The following is a 13,357-nucleotide window of genomic DNA, read 5'->3' on the forward strand; positions in this document are numbered from 1 at the left end:
AACCACCTACCGCGGTAGGTGGTTTTGTGTTATGCGCGCAGGTCCAGCCCCAGGTCCAGCACCAGCGAGGAGTGGGTGAGGCCGCCCACGGCCAGGAAGTCCACCCCGGTGGCGGCGTACTGCGCGGCCACCTCAAGGGTGAGCCCGCCACTGGCTTCCGCGAGCGCCCCTGCGGGGTGGATGAGCTCCAACGCTTCGCTGACCTCATCTGGGCTCATGTTGTCCAGCAGGATGAGCCGCACCCCGGCCTCGATGGCCTCGGCAACCTGGGCGAGGGTGTCACACTCCACCTCTATCGGCAGGTCCGGGGCGTAGGCGCGGACCTTTTCCACCGCGGCGCTCAAGGAGCCGGTGGACACAATGTGGTTGTCTTTCACCAGGGCGGCGTCGCCCAAACCCATACGGTGGTTCACGCCGCCGCCGCAGCGCACCGCGTATTTCTGCAAAATCCTGATGCCGGGGATCGTCTTTCGGGTATCCCGAACCTTCGTGGTGGTGCCTGCGCAGGCTTCAACCCACGCGGCGGTGTGCGTGGACACCCCGGAGAGTTGGGAAATGAGGTTCAGCATGGTGCGCTCGAAGGTCAGCAGGTCCACCACTGGGGCAGTGACGCTCAGTACTTTCGTGCCGGGCGTGACCCTGGAGCCATCGGCACAGTGTTGCTGCACATCCACCTGCATCACGCGGCCCTCATAGCGCCCGGCCCAGCAGTACGCCACGGCGGCGGCTACGGGAACGCCGGCGAGCACACCGTGAGCGCGGGCCACGATGTCCGCGGTGCCCATGAGGGAGCTGCCGATGGTGGCCAAGGTGGTGACGTCCGGGCCCCATTGGAGGTCTTCGTCGAGGGTGCGCTCGATCACATCCACAACATAGCCGGGGTCCAAGTCGGCCTCGCGCAACTGTTTGATCAGTGGTGCGGGGAGCAACCCGGTTTCAGGGTGTTGAGTGGACATTATTCGCCACCACCTGGGGTGCCAATTGCGATCATGCGCTGCACCGCCTGGGCGGCCTTGGCGGCAACGTCGGGGGCAACGTGGACTTCGTCGCGGCCTTCGCGCAGGCAGCGGAGCAGCTTCTCCGGGGTGATCATCTCCATGAACGGGCAGGAAGCATCGGGGTTGACGGGCAGGAACTCGGTGTCCGGGCGGGCCTTCTTGAGCTGGTGCAGCATGTGGACCTCGGTGGCCACCAGCACCTTCTTGGAGGAGGTGGCGCGGGCCTGATCCAGCATGCCGCCGGTGGAGAGGATGTGCGTGCGCTGCGCGGGAAACTCCCCTTGGGAAGCCAGCCACAACGCAGAGGTGGTGCAGCCGCACTCGGGGTGCACAAATAGCTCGGCGTCCGGATTGTCCTTCACGGCCCGGGTGAGCCCGCTGGGGGAGATGTCCGCATGCACATGGCATTCACCTGCCCAAATGCGGATGTTTTCACGTCCCGTCTCGCGCTTTACATGGGCGCCCAGGAACTGGTCTGGGCAAAACAGCACCTCTTGGTCCGCCGGGATAGACCGCACCACGTCCACGGCGTTCGCGCTGGTGCAACAGATGTCCGTCTCCGCCTTCACCTCAGCGGTGGTGTTCACATAGCTCACCACAACCGCGCCGGGGTGCTGCATTTTCCATTCGCGTAGTGCGTCCGCCGTGATGGTGTCTGCAAGCGAGCAGCCCGCCGCCGCGTCCGGAATAAGCACGCGCTTTTCTGGGGAGAGAATCTTGGCGGTTTCCGCCATGAAGTGCACGCCGCAGAAGATCACCTCGGTTGCGTCCGTCTGTGCGGCGATCCGGGAAAGTGCTAGGGAATCACCAACGTGATCCGCTACATCCTGGATCTCGGGGAGCTGGTAGTTGTGGGCAAGGATGACTGCATTGCGCGCGGAGGCGAGTTCGCGCACTTCATCGGCCCAATTGGCAGGCAGTGTGGACATGAGGTGTTCTCCAAGGGGCTGGTATGGACTGGGGTTTTAGACCATTAGGCGAAAACTGCTTTGCACAGTAGCATGAACCCGTGACACATCCCCCCGTAGGCCCCCTGCGCGACCACGCCGGCACCGCGAAATTCCGCCATCAAGCAGTGGCGGTGGTCCTGCGCGTCACCGAACAACTCGAGGTCCTCACCCACACCCGCCAGCGCGAACCCTTCCCGGGCCTCCCCGAACTCCCCTCCGGTCCGGTGGAAGTAGACGAGAGCTTGGATCAGTCCGTAATCAGGCATCTCAGGAATCTCCTGAATCGCAGTGCCGACGCCGCCAAGGTTGCGCACTTCGAACAGCTCGTCACGCGCGGCGAGGTGGGCAGGGATCCTTTTGACCGCACGATTGCCACCGCCTACCTGGGCTTGACGCCCCAAGCTCATGAGGGGCAGTGGCTGCCGGTGGCAGGGCTCAGGGAAATGGCATTTGACCACCTGGAGCTCGTAGAGCTCGCGGTTGCCCGACTGCGCGGCAAGCTCAGCTACACCAACATCGCGTTCGCGTTGATGCCGGAGGCGTTCTCATTGGCGCAGCTCAGTGAGGTGTACTGCGCGGTATTGGGATATGAGGTATCCGTGACCAACCTGAAGCGGGTGCTGAGTCGCAGAGGGGTGCTTGAACCAACTGGAGACGTCGTGAAGCCTGCCGGGGGAGGGCGCCCCGCTGCGCTCTACCGCTTTGCCTCCCAGCGGCTCGTGGTCACGGATCCCTTTGCAGCGTTTCGCCCCTCATGAGCATCTTGCAAAGCAGGCGGCGGGTGTGGTTGAATAGTCGGGTTGCCTTTCACAGGTGCGTTCGTGCTGCTAGTTTCCGGGAGCGGCGGGGGCGCGAAAGGCGAGTGAGTACATAGACCGCGTGTGTCAGTTCGGAAATCTGCCACACATACAATCCAGGTCAAGGAGACCCATAGTGATTCAGCAGGAATCGCGTCTGAAGGTCGCCGACAACACCGGTGCACGTGAAATTCTGTGCATCCGCGTCCTCGGTGGCTCCACCCGACGCTTTGCTGGCATTGGCGACGTAATCGTCGCGACTGTCAAGGAAGCAACCCCAGGCGGCAACGTAAAGGCCGGCGAGGTTGTAAAGGCAGTAGTTGTTCGCGCGAAGAAGGAAACCCGTCGTCCAGACGGCTCCTACATCAAGTTCGACGAGAACGCAGCCGTCATCATCAAGAACGACTCTGAGCCTCGCGGTACCCGCATCTTCGGCCCAGTTGCTCGTGAGCTTCGCGACAAGAAGTTCATGAAGATCGTTTCTCTCGCACCGGAGGTGATCTAACCCATGAAGATCAAGAAGGGCGATAACGTCATCGTGATCTCCGGCCCAGACAAGGGCGCAACGGGCAAGGTCATCGAGGCATACCCACGCCGCGACAAGGTACTCGTGGAGGGCGTGAACCGCATCAAGAAGCACGTTGCAAACTCTGCACCAGAGCGCGGCGCTTCCTCCGGCGGCATCGTTACCCAGGAAGCTCCAATCCACGTTTCTAACGTGATGCTTCTGGACGCTGACGGCACCCCAACCCGCGTTGGCTACCGTTTCGACGAGAACGGCAAGAAGGTCCGTATCTCTCGCCGCACCGGGAAGGACATCTAAACATGAGCGAGAACTACACTCCACGTCTGAAGACCCGCTACCGCGAGGAAATCCGCACCAAGCTCAACGATGAGTTCTCCTACGAGAACGTCATGCAGATCCCAGGTGTGGTCAAGGTTGTTGTGAACATGGGTGTGGGCGACGCAGCCCGCGACTCCAAGCTCATCAACGGCGCACTCGAGGACCTCACCGCGATCACCGGCCAGAAGCCAGAGCTTCGCCGCGCAAAGAAGTCCATCGCTAACTTCAAGCTCCGTGAAGGCATGCCAATCGGCGCCCGCGTTACCCTGCGCGGCGACCGCATGTGGGAGTTCCTGGACCGCCTGCTGACCGTGGCCCTGCCACGTATCCGCGACTTCCGCGGCCTCTCCGACCAGCAGTTCGACGGCCACGGTAACTACACCTTCGGCCTCACCGAGCAGACCATGTTCTACGAAATCGACGTAGACAAGGTTGACCGCCCACGCGGTATGGACATCACCGTTGTCACCACCGCAACCAACAACGAGGAAGGCCGCGCACTGCTGCGCGAACTCGGCTTCCCATTCAAGAAGTCTGACGCTTCCTAAATCGTTGTCTGCTCTGCCGCCCCATTTCATATGGGGCGGTTTTGCTGTTTCCGGGAAACGGCATGGCTCAAACGCTCCCGGCGCACAATAAAGCAGCCACCCTCGAGGGGTGGCTGCAGGTAACGTCGGGAAGCTTACTCAGTGCCCAGGCGCTTGTCTGCTTCCTCGCGAGCCTTGGCGATGTGCTCGGCCTTGTCCTCGCCCAGCTTCTCCTTGGCGAGCTGCTCGGCCTTGTCCAGGATCTGGTCAGTGGTGCCTTCCTGGTTGAGCAGTTCCTTTGCCTTGTCCATGATGCCCATGGTGGATTCCTTCCTTTTGGGGGTGCAGCGCCGAAACGCTCAACGTTTCACGCTGTCCCATGCTGATTGGGTGCTTCAGGTGCACGATAGTTTCTTACAAAACCTTATGGGAATCTTATCTGAAAGGGCTTAGTCTCGCGCCTTGCCGCCACGATCCCATTCAGCCTATTTACAAGTCTTTGGAAATCAGGTAATGTTGCCGCTTGGACTTTTGTCAGCTCCGGTGCGCTCTCATGAGCACGGACTCATCTCCGCTTGCGCCCGCTGAAAAGTCCATGAGTACTTTTTCAACCTACTTTGTTGTAGGCCCCCCGCCCTATGCGACCGCAAGGCAGAACGAGGCTGCGAGTACCCCATGCTACTGAGTGTGGGGAGCGTCTGAGTGGCCCATCATCATGCGGTGACGCCTTCAAGGTGGGAAGGAACCGCAACGAGAAAGGCATTAGGTCACATCAATGACCATGACTGATCCAATCGCCGACATGCTGTCGCGCGTGCGCAACGCATCCAATGCGCACCATGACGCAGTGTCGATGCCTTCTTCCAAGCTGAAGGTGAACATCGCTGAGATCCTGAAGCGAGAAGGCTACATCGCTGACTACAAGGTAGAGGACGCAAAGGTTGGCAAGACCCTGTCCCTCGACCTGAAGTACGGCCCAAACCGCGAGGCCTCCATCTCTGGTGTGCGCCGCGTTTCCAAGCCAGGTCTGCGCGTGTACGCAAAGTCCACCAACCTGCCACAGGTCCTCGGCGGCCTGGGCGTGGCGATCATCTCCACGTCCCAGGGTCTGCTCACCGACCGTCAGGCTACCGAGAAGGGCGTAGGCGGAGAAGTTCTCGCCTACGTCTGGTAATAGGGAGGATTTAGAGATGTCACGTGTAGGTAAGGCACCTATCGCAATCCCATCCGGTGTTGACGTCAAGATTGACGGCCAGTTCGTAGAGGTCAAGGGCCCTAAGGGTACTCTGAGCCTTGAGGTTCCAGCACCGATCACCATTGCTCAGGAAGACAACGAGATCGTTGTCACCCGTCCAGATGATCACCGCAAGAGCCGCTCGCTCCACGGTCTGTCCCGCTCCCTGGTGAACAACCTCGTGGTTGGCGTCACCGAGGGCTACACCGTCAAGATGGAAATCTTCGGTGTGGGTTACCGTGTAGCACTGAAGGGCAAGGACCTGGAGTTCTCTCTCGGTTACTCCCACCCAGTGCTGATCGAGGCTCCAGAAGGTATCACCTTCGCCGTAGACGGCAACACCAAGTTGTCTGTTTCCGGTATCGACAAGCAGAAGGTCGGACAGATCGCCGCCATCATCCGTCGCCTGCGTAAGGATGATCCTTACAAGGGCAAGGGTATCCGCTACGAGGGTGAGCAGATCCGTCGCAAGGTCGGAAAGACGGGTAAGTAAAACATGAGCAACGAGAACAACAACGGCAAGCGCCTGCCAGTTGGCAAGGATATTTCCACCCGTCGCCGTCTGGCCCGCGCACGTCGCCACAACCGTATCCGCAAGCACCTGCGTGGCACCCCAGAGGCTCCACGCCTTGTGGTGCACCGCTCCTCCCGCCACATCCACGTCCAGGTGATCGACGACCTCGCAGGTCACACCCTGGCCGCTGCCTCCACCATTGAGGCAGATGTGCGCGCATTCGAGGGTGACAAGAAGGCAAAGGCCGCTAAGGTTGGCCAGCTTGTCGCTGAGCGTGCAAAGGCAGCCGGCATCGAGCAGGTCGTTTTCGACCGCGCTGGCTACAAGTACCACGGCCGTGTTGCTGCACTGGCCGACGCAGCTCGTGAAGGTGGTCTGAAGTTCTAATGGCTACCATCATCACCAACAACGGAAGGAACGCGTAATGCCGGGACGTGAACGGCGTGACGGCGGACGCTCCGCCGACGAAAACCAGAACAAGAACGAGCGCCGCGGCGGCCGCCGCGACGACCGTCGTAACCAGCAGCAGGACGAGCGCTCTCAGTACATCGAGCGCGTCGTGACCATCAACCGCGTGTCCAAGGTCGTGAAGGGTGGTCGTCGCTTCAGCTTCACCGCCCTCGTGATCGTCGGCGACGGCAAGGGCATGGTTGGCGTTGGCTACGGCAAGGCCAAGGAAGTTCCAGCAGCTATCCAGAAGGGTGCAGAAGAGGCTCGCAAGAACTTCTTCCGCGTCCCAATGGTTGGCGGCACCATCACCCACCCAGTTCAGGGTGAGGCAGCGGCAGGCATCGTGATGATGAAGCCAGCAGCCCCAGGTACCGGTGTGATCGCAGGCGGCGCAGCACGTCCAGTGCTCGAGTGCGCAGGCATCCAGGACATCCTGTCCAAGTCCCTCGGCTCTGACAACGCAATCAACGTGGTTCACGCCACCGTTGATGGCTTGAAGCAGCTCGTCCGCCCAGAAGAGGTCGCTGCCCGCCGTGGCAAGACCCTGGAGGAAGTTGCTCCAGCTCGCATGCTGCGCGCACGCGCAGGACAGGAGGCATAAATCATGGCTCTGAAGATCACCCAGAACAAAGGTCTGGTTGGTGCAAACCCAAAGCAGCGCAAGAACATGGCTGCCCTGGGCCTCAAGCGCATCAACCACTCCGTAGTCCGTAATGACACCCCCGCAGTGCGCGGCATGATCAATGTGGTGCGCCACATGGTGTCTGTCGAAGAAGTGGCAGGGGAGTAACACATGAGCGATCCAATTAAGCTTCATGACCTGCGCCCAGCAAAGGGTGCACACAAGGCCAAAACCCGCGTTGGTCGCGGTGAAGGCTCTAAGGGTAAGACCGCAGGCCGTGGTACCAAGGGCACCAAGGCTCGTAAGCAGGTTTCCGCTGCTTTCGAGGGTGGCCAAATGCCACTGCACATGCGTCTGCCAAAGCTCAAGGGCTTCAAGAACAACAACAAGGTCTACTTCCAGGTTGTCAACGTTGCTGACCTGGAAAAGGCATTCCCGAACGGTGGCGACGTCACCGTGGCCGACATCGTTGCAGCAGGCCTCGTGCGTGCAAAGCAGCCAGTGAAGGTCCTGGGTAACGGTGAGCTCGGCGTCAAGCTGAACGTCACCGCTGACAAGTTCTCCAAGTCTGCAGTCGAGAAGATCGAGGCAGCCGGCGGCACTGTCACCGCGAAGTAACACCTCGCAAAAAACATCCACCCACGGTGCATCATGTGCACACCGTGGGTGGATTTTTGCTATCTCATGAGGCAATCCACGCGGTGGTATTCGGCGGAATCACCCCATCAACCAGCTCCTGAGTGGAAAGCAGCACAGCACCCTCCGGGGCAGGGTAGGGATGGTCAAAGGTTGTCACCACCTCCACGCCCATGTTCCGCAGGCGCAGGGTGCCGTTTTCCACCCTGATGTTTTCCGCGGCTCCCTGACCCAAGCCAAGCTGCTTGCGCAGGCGAATCATCTTCCTAAAGAAGTGCAGCGCGGAATCCGGGTTGGCTTCCTGCACATCAACAGCAAAATCCCCGTATTCCTCCGGCTGCGGCAGCCAGGTTTCGCCGGTATCGCTGAAACCAAAGGCGGGGGCGTTGTGCACCCAGGGAAGCGGAATGCGGCAGCCATCGCGCCCCGGCTCCGGGTGGTCTGTGGGCAGGGTGCGGAAGTACGCCGGGTCCTGGCGCACGGAGTCAGGCAGTTGCGTGTGCTCCGGCAGGTTAAGCTCCTCTCCCTGGTAGATGTATACCGAACCAGGCAGTGCTTCCATGAGGGCGTGGGCGGCGAGAGCCCGCTTCGCACCCAGCTCCGCATCCGGCTGCGGATCCGTGGGCCTGATGCCGTTCGGCCTGTCCAGTGCAGCCAAACCCAGCCGGGAAGCGGCCCTGACGACGTCGTGATTGCTCATCACCCACGTTGGCAGCGCGCCCACCGTGGCCAATTCCTTCAGTGAACGGGTGATCACCGGCGCGAGGACCTCGGGGGTCCATTTGGCCACCAGGAAGTCGAAGTTGAACGCCTGGTGCATCTCATCTGGCCGCACGTACTTTGCCAGGCCGCGGTCGGGGTCCACCCAGGCTTCGGCCACCAGAATGCGAGCCGGGGAGTATTCGTTAAGGATGGCCCGCCATTCGCGGTGGATCTCGTGGACTTCCTCGCGGTCCCACATTGGGGGATCTGGGATCACAACGTTGCTTTCCTCGGAGCGGTCGCCGCCCTCCACCATGGCGAAGTGAAATTGCCAGTCCGGCAGTTCCGGGTCCTTAGCCATGCCGTGTGCCACGTCCACGCGGAAACCGTCCACGCCGCGATCCAGCCAGAAGCGCAAGATCTGCGCGAACTCCTCATGGACATCCTCGTTGGACCAATTGAGGTCTGGTTGGGTGCTGTCAAAGAGGTGGAGGTACCAGGAGGTGTCGTGTTCCCATGAGGAGCCGGGGGCGTCGGGGCGTTGGCACACCTGGGTCCACGCGCCTTGGCCAAAGATGGACTGCCAGTCGTTCGGGGTGTCGCGGAACCAGTAGCGCTCGCGCTCAGGGGATCCTGGACCAGCGGCGAGTGCAGCCTGGAACCAAGGGTGCTGGTCAGAGGTATGATTGGGCACCAAGTCCACTATGATCTTTAGCCCGAGTGCATGCGCGTGTTCGATGAGTCTGTCGGCGTCGGCAAGCGTGCCATACATGGGGTCGATGTTGCGATAGTCCTGCACATCGTAGCCGCCGTCTTTTTGGGGTGAAGTGTAGAAGGGGGAGAGCCAGACTGCGTCTGCGCCGAGCTTAGCGACGTGCTCAAGGCGGGCAGTGATACCGGCCAAAGTGCCGTTCGGGCCTGTACTTCCCGCGAAGGAACGGGGGTAGATCTGATAGATCACTGCGTCGCGCCACCACTGTGTTTGTGGTTGCTTGTCTGGTTGGGGAGTGGGGTTGAAGCTGCTGAAATCGGAATCAAAACCAGAAGAGGACATGCGTTCACGCTACATGCTTTGATTTCATTCTGTTCATGTGGCAATTCCCACTACAAAGAAAAACAACTGCTCATATGCGGAAATGAATACAAGACAAACAAATGTGATTTACGGCATTGCTAAGCGTTTTTGTAACTGAACTCATGATGGGTATTGTGGCGGTGTAAGCGGAAAACTCACTGAACCAAAATGTCCGATCTGCCCGATATGTTGGAAAACGCGAATCGTTGTATCTGGGTGGACGTAGCAGTTGGGATCGGACTAGGGCTGTGAGCCGTTCTTGTCACTGAACACAAAGTAGAGATAGGTGATTTATCGTGGCTTTCAACCACATTCAGAAGACCATCGCGGTCCTCGCAGCAGCCTCCCTGGGCCTCGTTGCTTGCTCCTCCGATTCCTCATCTTCTAGCTCCTCCGAGGGCGCATCCTCTGGCGACACCACCAACGTGACCCTCACCGTGTGGTCCTCTCAGGAAGATCAGACCAACGATGACGCATGGCTGCAGACCATGCAGGCTCAGTTCGCTGAGGCTCACCCTGAGTACAACATCACCTGGGAAAACGCAGTGGTTTCCGCAGCAGACGCCGGCACCACCGTGAATCAGGACCCATCCGCAGCAGCAGACGTTTACGTCTTTGCAAACGACCAGCTCGGTGCCCTGCTCGAGGCAGGCGCAATCGGCCAGCTCTCCGACTCCGGCGCAGCTCAGCTCTCCGAGCAGGCAGCAGACACCATGGCTGCTTCCGTGACTGGCCAGGATGGCGCAGCTTACGGCCTGCCAATTGAGCCAAACACCTGGTTCATGTACTACGACACCTCCGCACTCACTGCTGAGGACGTGACCAACCTGGACACCATGCTGGAGAAGGCACGCGTTTCCTTCCCACTGTCCAACTCCTGGTACTTCCCAGCCTTCTACGCTGGCGCTGGCGCAACCTTCTTCGGTGAGGACGGCCTGGATGAGGCAGCCGGCATCGATCTCGGCGACCGCGCTGCAGAGGTCACCCAGTACCTCGCAGAGCTGTCAGCGAACCCGAACTTCATCAACGATGTTGACGGCTCCGGCGTTGGCGGCCTGCAGAATGGCTCCGTGGACGTAGTGTTCTCCGGCTCCTGGGATGCAGCAAAGATCGAGGAGATCCTCGGCGAGAACTACGGCGTTGCCACCCTGCCAACCTTTACCCTCGGCGGCGAGCAGATCCAGATGAAGGCCTTCTCCGGCTCCAAGGCCGTGGCCTACAACCCGAACTCCGCTGACACCCGCGCAGCCGCAGAGTTCGCAGCCTTCCTCGCAAGCGCTGACTCCCAGAAGGTGCACTACGAGAAGAACGGTGTGATCCCATCCGATCAGACCCTCGCTACCGACGCCACCATCTCTGAGAACCCCGTTGCAACCGCCCTGCTGACCACCGTGGACTCCAACTCCATCCTGCAGCCAACCGTGAAGTCCATGTCTGACTTCTGGGATCCTGCAGAGAACTTCGGTAAGGCTATTGCCAACCGCGACGTCACTCCAGAGAACGCCGCTGCTCAGACCGAGGCTTTTGTCTCCCAGTTGCAGTAAGCTGCGCTTCGAATCCATAGCATTACGCTAATGCTTTCAACCATCGGGCCCAGCACCTTGCTGGGCCCTTTGTATGGCCTACACGGCCAGCCGCGTAGGCGGTTGGCAATAGTTGAAAGGACATCGGACTCATGACCCAAGGAGTCCTCGCAACGGCTGGGGCGCAACCCAAGCCCGCGAAACCAAAGCACACCCGCAAACGAGAAGACCCACCGAGCCCCTACGCAACTGGGACTGCTTGGAAACACGGCGACGCTCTCACCAAGGCCTCCCTTCTGGTGTTCGGCCTCGGCAACCTCGCCCGCAAGCAGGTAGTAAAGGGAATCGCCTTCCTCGCCATTGAAATCGCCTTCCTGGCGTACCTGTTCACCACTGGGTTCAGCGCACTCGCTGAGCTGCCGGGCCTCGGCACCGGTGAGCAGAAGCGCGTGCAGGTAGATGGCTTCTGGGTCTATGAAAACTCCGAACCCTCAGTAGTGCTCCTCCTGGAAGGCGTGGCAACCGTTTTCCTCATCATCGTCTTCCTGTGGTTTGCTACCATCGCTCTGCGCAGCGCCTACAAAGCACAGGTGTTCCAGCAGGAGCAGGGGCGCGCACGCACCCTCAAGGAAGATCTCCATGCGCTGACCGACGAAGACGCGCCCACGTTGCTCATGACCCTGCCCACCGTCGGCATCCTGGCGTTCACGGTGCTGCCACTGATCTTTATGATCGCCATGGCGTTCACCAGCTACGATTCCGGCCACGTGACCAAGTTCGACTGGGTTGGCCTGGACAACTTTGTCACCGTGCTCTCCAACAGCGGCGGCACTGTGAACCTCAATCTCTTCGTTGAGGTGCTGATCTGGACCCTGGTCTGGGCATTCTTTGCCACATTCCTGAACTACTTCGCCGGAATGTTCTTGGCAATGCTCATCAACCGCAACGGTACCCGCGGAAAAGGCTTCTGGCGCGCAATCTTCTCTCTGTCCGTTGCTGTGCCACAGTTCGTGACGCTCCTGGTCATGCGTTCCATGCTGCAGCCAGAAGGCATCATCAACCGCATGCTGCTGGACTGGGGCTGGATCGACTCCGGGCTGCCATTCTTTACCGACGCTACCTGGGCGCGCGTGACCGTGATCCTCATCAACCTGTGGATTGGTATTCCGTACACCATCATGCAGGTCACCGGTATTCTCCAGAATATCCCAGCGGAATTGTACGAGGCCGCCCGCCTTGATGGTGCTTCCTGGTGGCAGATCTACCGCAACATCACGCTGCCGTACATGCTGTTTGTGATGACCCCGTACCTGATCACCACGTTCACCGCGAACGTGAACAACTTCAACGTTATCTACCTGCTCTCTGGCGGTGACCCAACACCTGTTGGCGCCTCCGCGGGTAAGACTGACTTGCTGATTACCTGGCTCTACAAGCTCACTGTGGACCGCGGTGACTACAACGTCGGTGCCGTGATCGGTATCTTGACGTTCATCGTGCTCGCCAGCGTGGCGCTGGTGACCTACCGCCGTTCGGGCTCGTACCGCAATGAGGAAGGATTCCAGTGATGGCTCAAAAGCAAAAGGTGCACAGCCAGCGCCGCGCCAACGCGATCACCAACGCGGTGGTCCACATCTTCCTGGCTGTACTCGCCATCCTTTGGGTGGTGCCAATCGTGTGGGTGTTCGCGGAGAGCTTCAACAAGAACACCGCGCCATACACCTCCACGTTCTTCCCCACTGAGTGGACGTTCGACAACTACATTGCGCTATTCACCGAACGCGCCGTGTTGAACTTCCCGAAGATGTTCCTCAACACCTTCATCATCGCCTGCTTCACCTGCGTGATCTCGGTGATCTTCGTGCTGATCGTCTCCTACTCGCTCAGCCGCCTGCGCTTCCGTTTCCGCAAGGTCTACATGAACATTGCGCTGATCCTGGGCATGTTCCCCTCGATCATGGCTGTGGTGGCAATCTACTTCATCCTCAAGGCACTTGGTCTCACCCAGGGCTGGACCACAAACCTGGCGCTGATCATCGTGTACTCGGCCGGCACCGGCATGGGTTTCTACGTGATGAAGGGCTTCATGGACACCATCCCCATCTCCCTTGATGAGGCTGCGTTGTTGGACGGCTGCACCCGTTGGCAGGTGTTCCGCCTGATCATCCTGCCGATCTGTAAGCCAATGATCGTCTACCAGGCAATCGTGGGCTTCCTGATCCCTTGGCTGGACTTCGTGCTGGCAAAGGCAATCGCCCGGACCCAGGAAAACTACACGGTGGCCCTGGGCCTGTGGAAGATGCTGGAGAAGGAATACATCTATGACTGGTTCGCACGCTTCGCTGCCGGCGCCGTGTGCGTCTCCATCCCAATCGCCCTGCTGTTCATCGTGATGCAGCGCTACTACCAGGATTCTATGTCCGGTTCCGTGAAGGGCTAAGCTCCACAAATCCCGCGCCCGCGTCTCCTTATCCATACGGGGAGC

17 protein-coding genes are annotated in these 13,357 nt (G+C 60.0%); 13 read left to right on the top strand and 4 right to left on the bottom strand.

Features of this window, described 5'->3' with window-relative positions:
- Nucleotides 1-29: 29 nt before the first annotated feature.
- Together nadC and nadA are read right to left on the bottom strand one after the other, a co-directional pair.
- Nucleotides 30-956, bottom strand: coding sequence for a carboxylating nicotinate-nucleotide diphosphorylase (nadC, locus tag NQ050_RS01645; protein WP_257037507.1), 927 nt, complete (start codon nt 954-956; stop codon nt 30-32).
- Nucleotides 956-1,927, bottom strand: a complete 972-nt coding sequence (gene nadA, locus NQ050_RS01650) for a quinolinate synthase NadA (RefSeq protein WP_257037508.1) — start codon at nt 1,925-1,927, stop codon at nt 956-958. Before nadA ends, nadC begins: the two co-directional genes overlap by 1 nt.
- Nucleotides 1,928-2,007: 80 nt before the next feature.
- Between nadA and NQ050_RS01655 the strand changes: the two genes are divergently transcribed.
- The 4 genes from NQ050_RS01655 to rplE all read left to right on the top strand — a co-directional run bounded on the left by NQ050_RS01655 (nt 2,008) and on the right by rplE (nt 4,137).
- A complete protein-coding gene (locus tag NQ050_RS01655; RefSeq protein WP_257037509.1) occupies nt 2,008-2,706 on the top strand; it encodes an NUDIX hydrolase in 699 nt (232 codons plus the stop codon).
- 175 nt (nt 2,707-2,881) lie between these two features.
- Nucleotides 2,882-3,250: a 50S ribosomal protein L14 gene (rplN, locus tag NQ050_RS01660; protein ID WP_257037510.1), complete on the top strand. Its 369-nt coding sequence runs from the start codon at nt 2,882-2,884 to the stop codon at nt 3,248-3,250.
- 3 nt (nt 3,251-3,253) lie between these two features.
- The gene (rplX, locus tag NQ050_RS01665) at nt 3,254-3,568 is read left to right on the top strand and encodes a 50S ribosomal protein L24 (RefSeq protein WP_257037511.1); all 315 of its coding nucleotides are present in this window, start codon (nt 3,254-3,256) and stop codon (nt 3,566-3,568) included.
- Between the two features lie 2 nt (nt 3,569-3,570).
- Nucleotides 3,571-4,137 (top strand): 50S ribosomal protein L5, encoded by a 567-nt coding sequence (gene rplE / locus NQ050_RS01670; protein ID WP_257037513.1) that lies wholly within the window; start codon nt 3,571-3,573, stop codon nt 4,135-4,137.
- 134 nt (nt 4,138-4,271) lie between these two features.
- Here rplE and NQ050_RS01675 read toward each other — a convergent pair whose 3' ends face one another.
- Complete coding sequence (locus NQ050_RS01675; protein WP_257037514.1) at nt 4,272-4,436, bottom strand: antitoxin; 165 nt, start codon at nt 4,434-4,436, stop codon at nt 4,272-4,274.
- A 455-nt stretch (nt 4,437-4,891) separates the two neighbouring features.
- Between NQ050_RS01675 and rpsH the strand changes: the two genes are divergently transcribed.
- Genes rpsH through rplO form a run of 6 tightly spaced genes read left to right on the top strand, consistent with a single transcriptional unit; the run spans nt 4,892 to nt 7,554 of the window.
- Complete coding sequence (gene rpsH / locus NQ050_RS01680) at nt 4,892-5,290, top strand: 30S ribosomal protein S8 (protein WP_257037515.1); 399 nt, start codon at nt 4,892-4,894, stop codon at nt 5,288-5,290.
- 16 nt (nt 5,291-5,306) lie between these two features.
- The gene (rplF, locus tag NQ050_RS01685) at nt 5,307-5,843 is read left to right on the top strand and encodes a 50S ribosomal protein L6 (RefSeq protein ID WP_257037516.1); all 537 of its coding nucleotides are present in this window, start codon (nt 5,307-5,309) and stop codon (nt 5,841-5,843) included.
- Nucleotides 5,844-5,846: 3 nt separating this feature from the next.
- A complete protein-coding gene (gene rplR / locus NQ050_RS01690; protein WP_257037517.1) occupies nt 5,847-6,251 on the top strand; it encodes a 50S ribosomal protein L18 in 405 nt (134 codons plus the stop codon).
- Nucleotides 6,252-6,288: 37 nt separating this feature from the next.
- Nucleotides 6,289-6,915: a 30S ribosomal protein S5 gene (gene rpsE, locus NQ050_RS01695; RefSeq protein ID WP_257037518.1), complete on the top strand. Its 627-nt coding sequence runs from the start codon at nt 6,289-6,291 to the stop codon at nt 6,913-6,915.
- Nucleotides 6,916-6,918: 3 nt separating this feature from the next.
- Complete coding sequence (rpmD, locus tag NQ050_RS01700) at nt 6,919-7,104, top strand: 50S ribosomal protein L30 (protein ID WP_257037519.1); 186 nt, start codon at nt 6,919-6,921, stop codon at nt 7,102-7,104.
- A gap of 3 nt (nt 7,105-7,107) precedes the next feature.
- A complete protein-coding gene (gene rplO / locus NQ050_RS01705; RefSeq protein WP_257037520.1) occupies nt 7,108-7,554 on the top strand; it encodes a 50S ribosomal protein L15 in 447 nt (148 codons plus the stop codon).
- 64 nt (nt 7,555-7,618) lie between these two features.
- On the opposite strand, the gene NQ050_RS01710 is transcribed toward rplO, so the two are convergent.
- Nucleotides 7,619-9,328, bottom strand: a complete 1,710-nt coding sequence (locus NQ050_RS01710) for a glycoside hydrolase family 13 protein (RefSeq protein ID WP_257037521.1) — start codon at nt 9,326-9,328, stop codon at nt 7,619-7,621.
- Between the two features lie 317 nt (nt 9,329-9,645).
- On the opposite strand from NQ050_RS01710, the gene NQ050_RS01715 reads away from it, so the two are divergent.
- From NQ050_RS01715 to NQ050_RS01725, 3 genes are all read left to right on the top strand, one after another.
- The gene (locus tag NQ050_RS01715) at nt 9,646-10,893 is read left to right on the top strand and encodes an extracellular solute-binding protein (protein ID WP_257037522.1); all 1,248 of its coding nucleotides are present in this window, start codon (nt 9,646-9,648) and stop codon (nt 10,891-10,893) included.
- 131 nt (nt 10,894-11,024) lie between these two features.
- Nucleotides 11,025-12,440, top strand: a complete 1,416-nt coding sequence (locus NQ050_RS01720; protein ID WP_257037523.1) for a carbohydrate ABC transporter permease — start codon at nt 11,025-11,027, stop codon at nt 12,438-12,440.
- Complete coding sequence (locus NQ050_RS01725; protein WP_257037524.1) at nt 12,440-13,312, top strand: sugar ABC transporter permease; 873 nt, start codon at nt 12,440-12,442, stop codon at nt 13,310-13,312. Before NQ050_RS01720 ends, NQ050_RS01725 begins: the two co-directional genes overlap by 1 nt.
- Nucleotides 13,313-13,357 lie beyond the last annotated feature (45 nt).

The organism is Corynebacterium sp. 122RC1 (assembly GCF_024580955.1).
GTDB lineage: Bacteria > Actinomycetota > Actinomycetes > Mycobacteriales > Mycobacteriaceae > Corynebacterium > Corynebacterium kozikiae.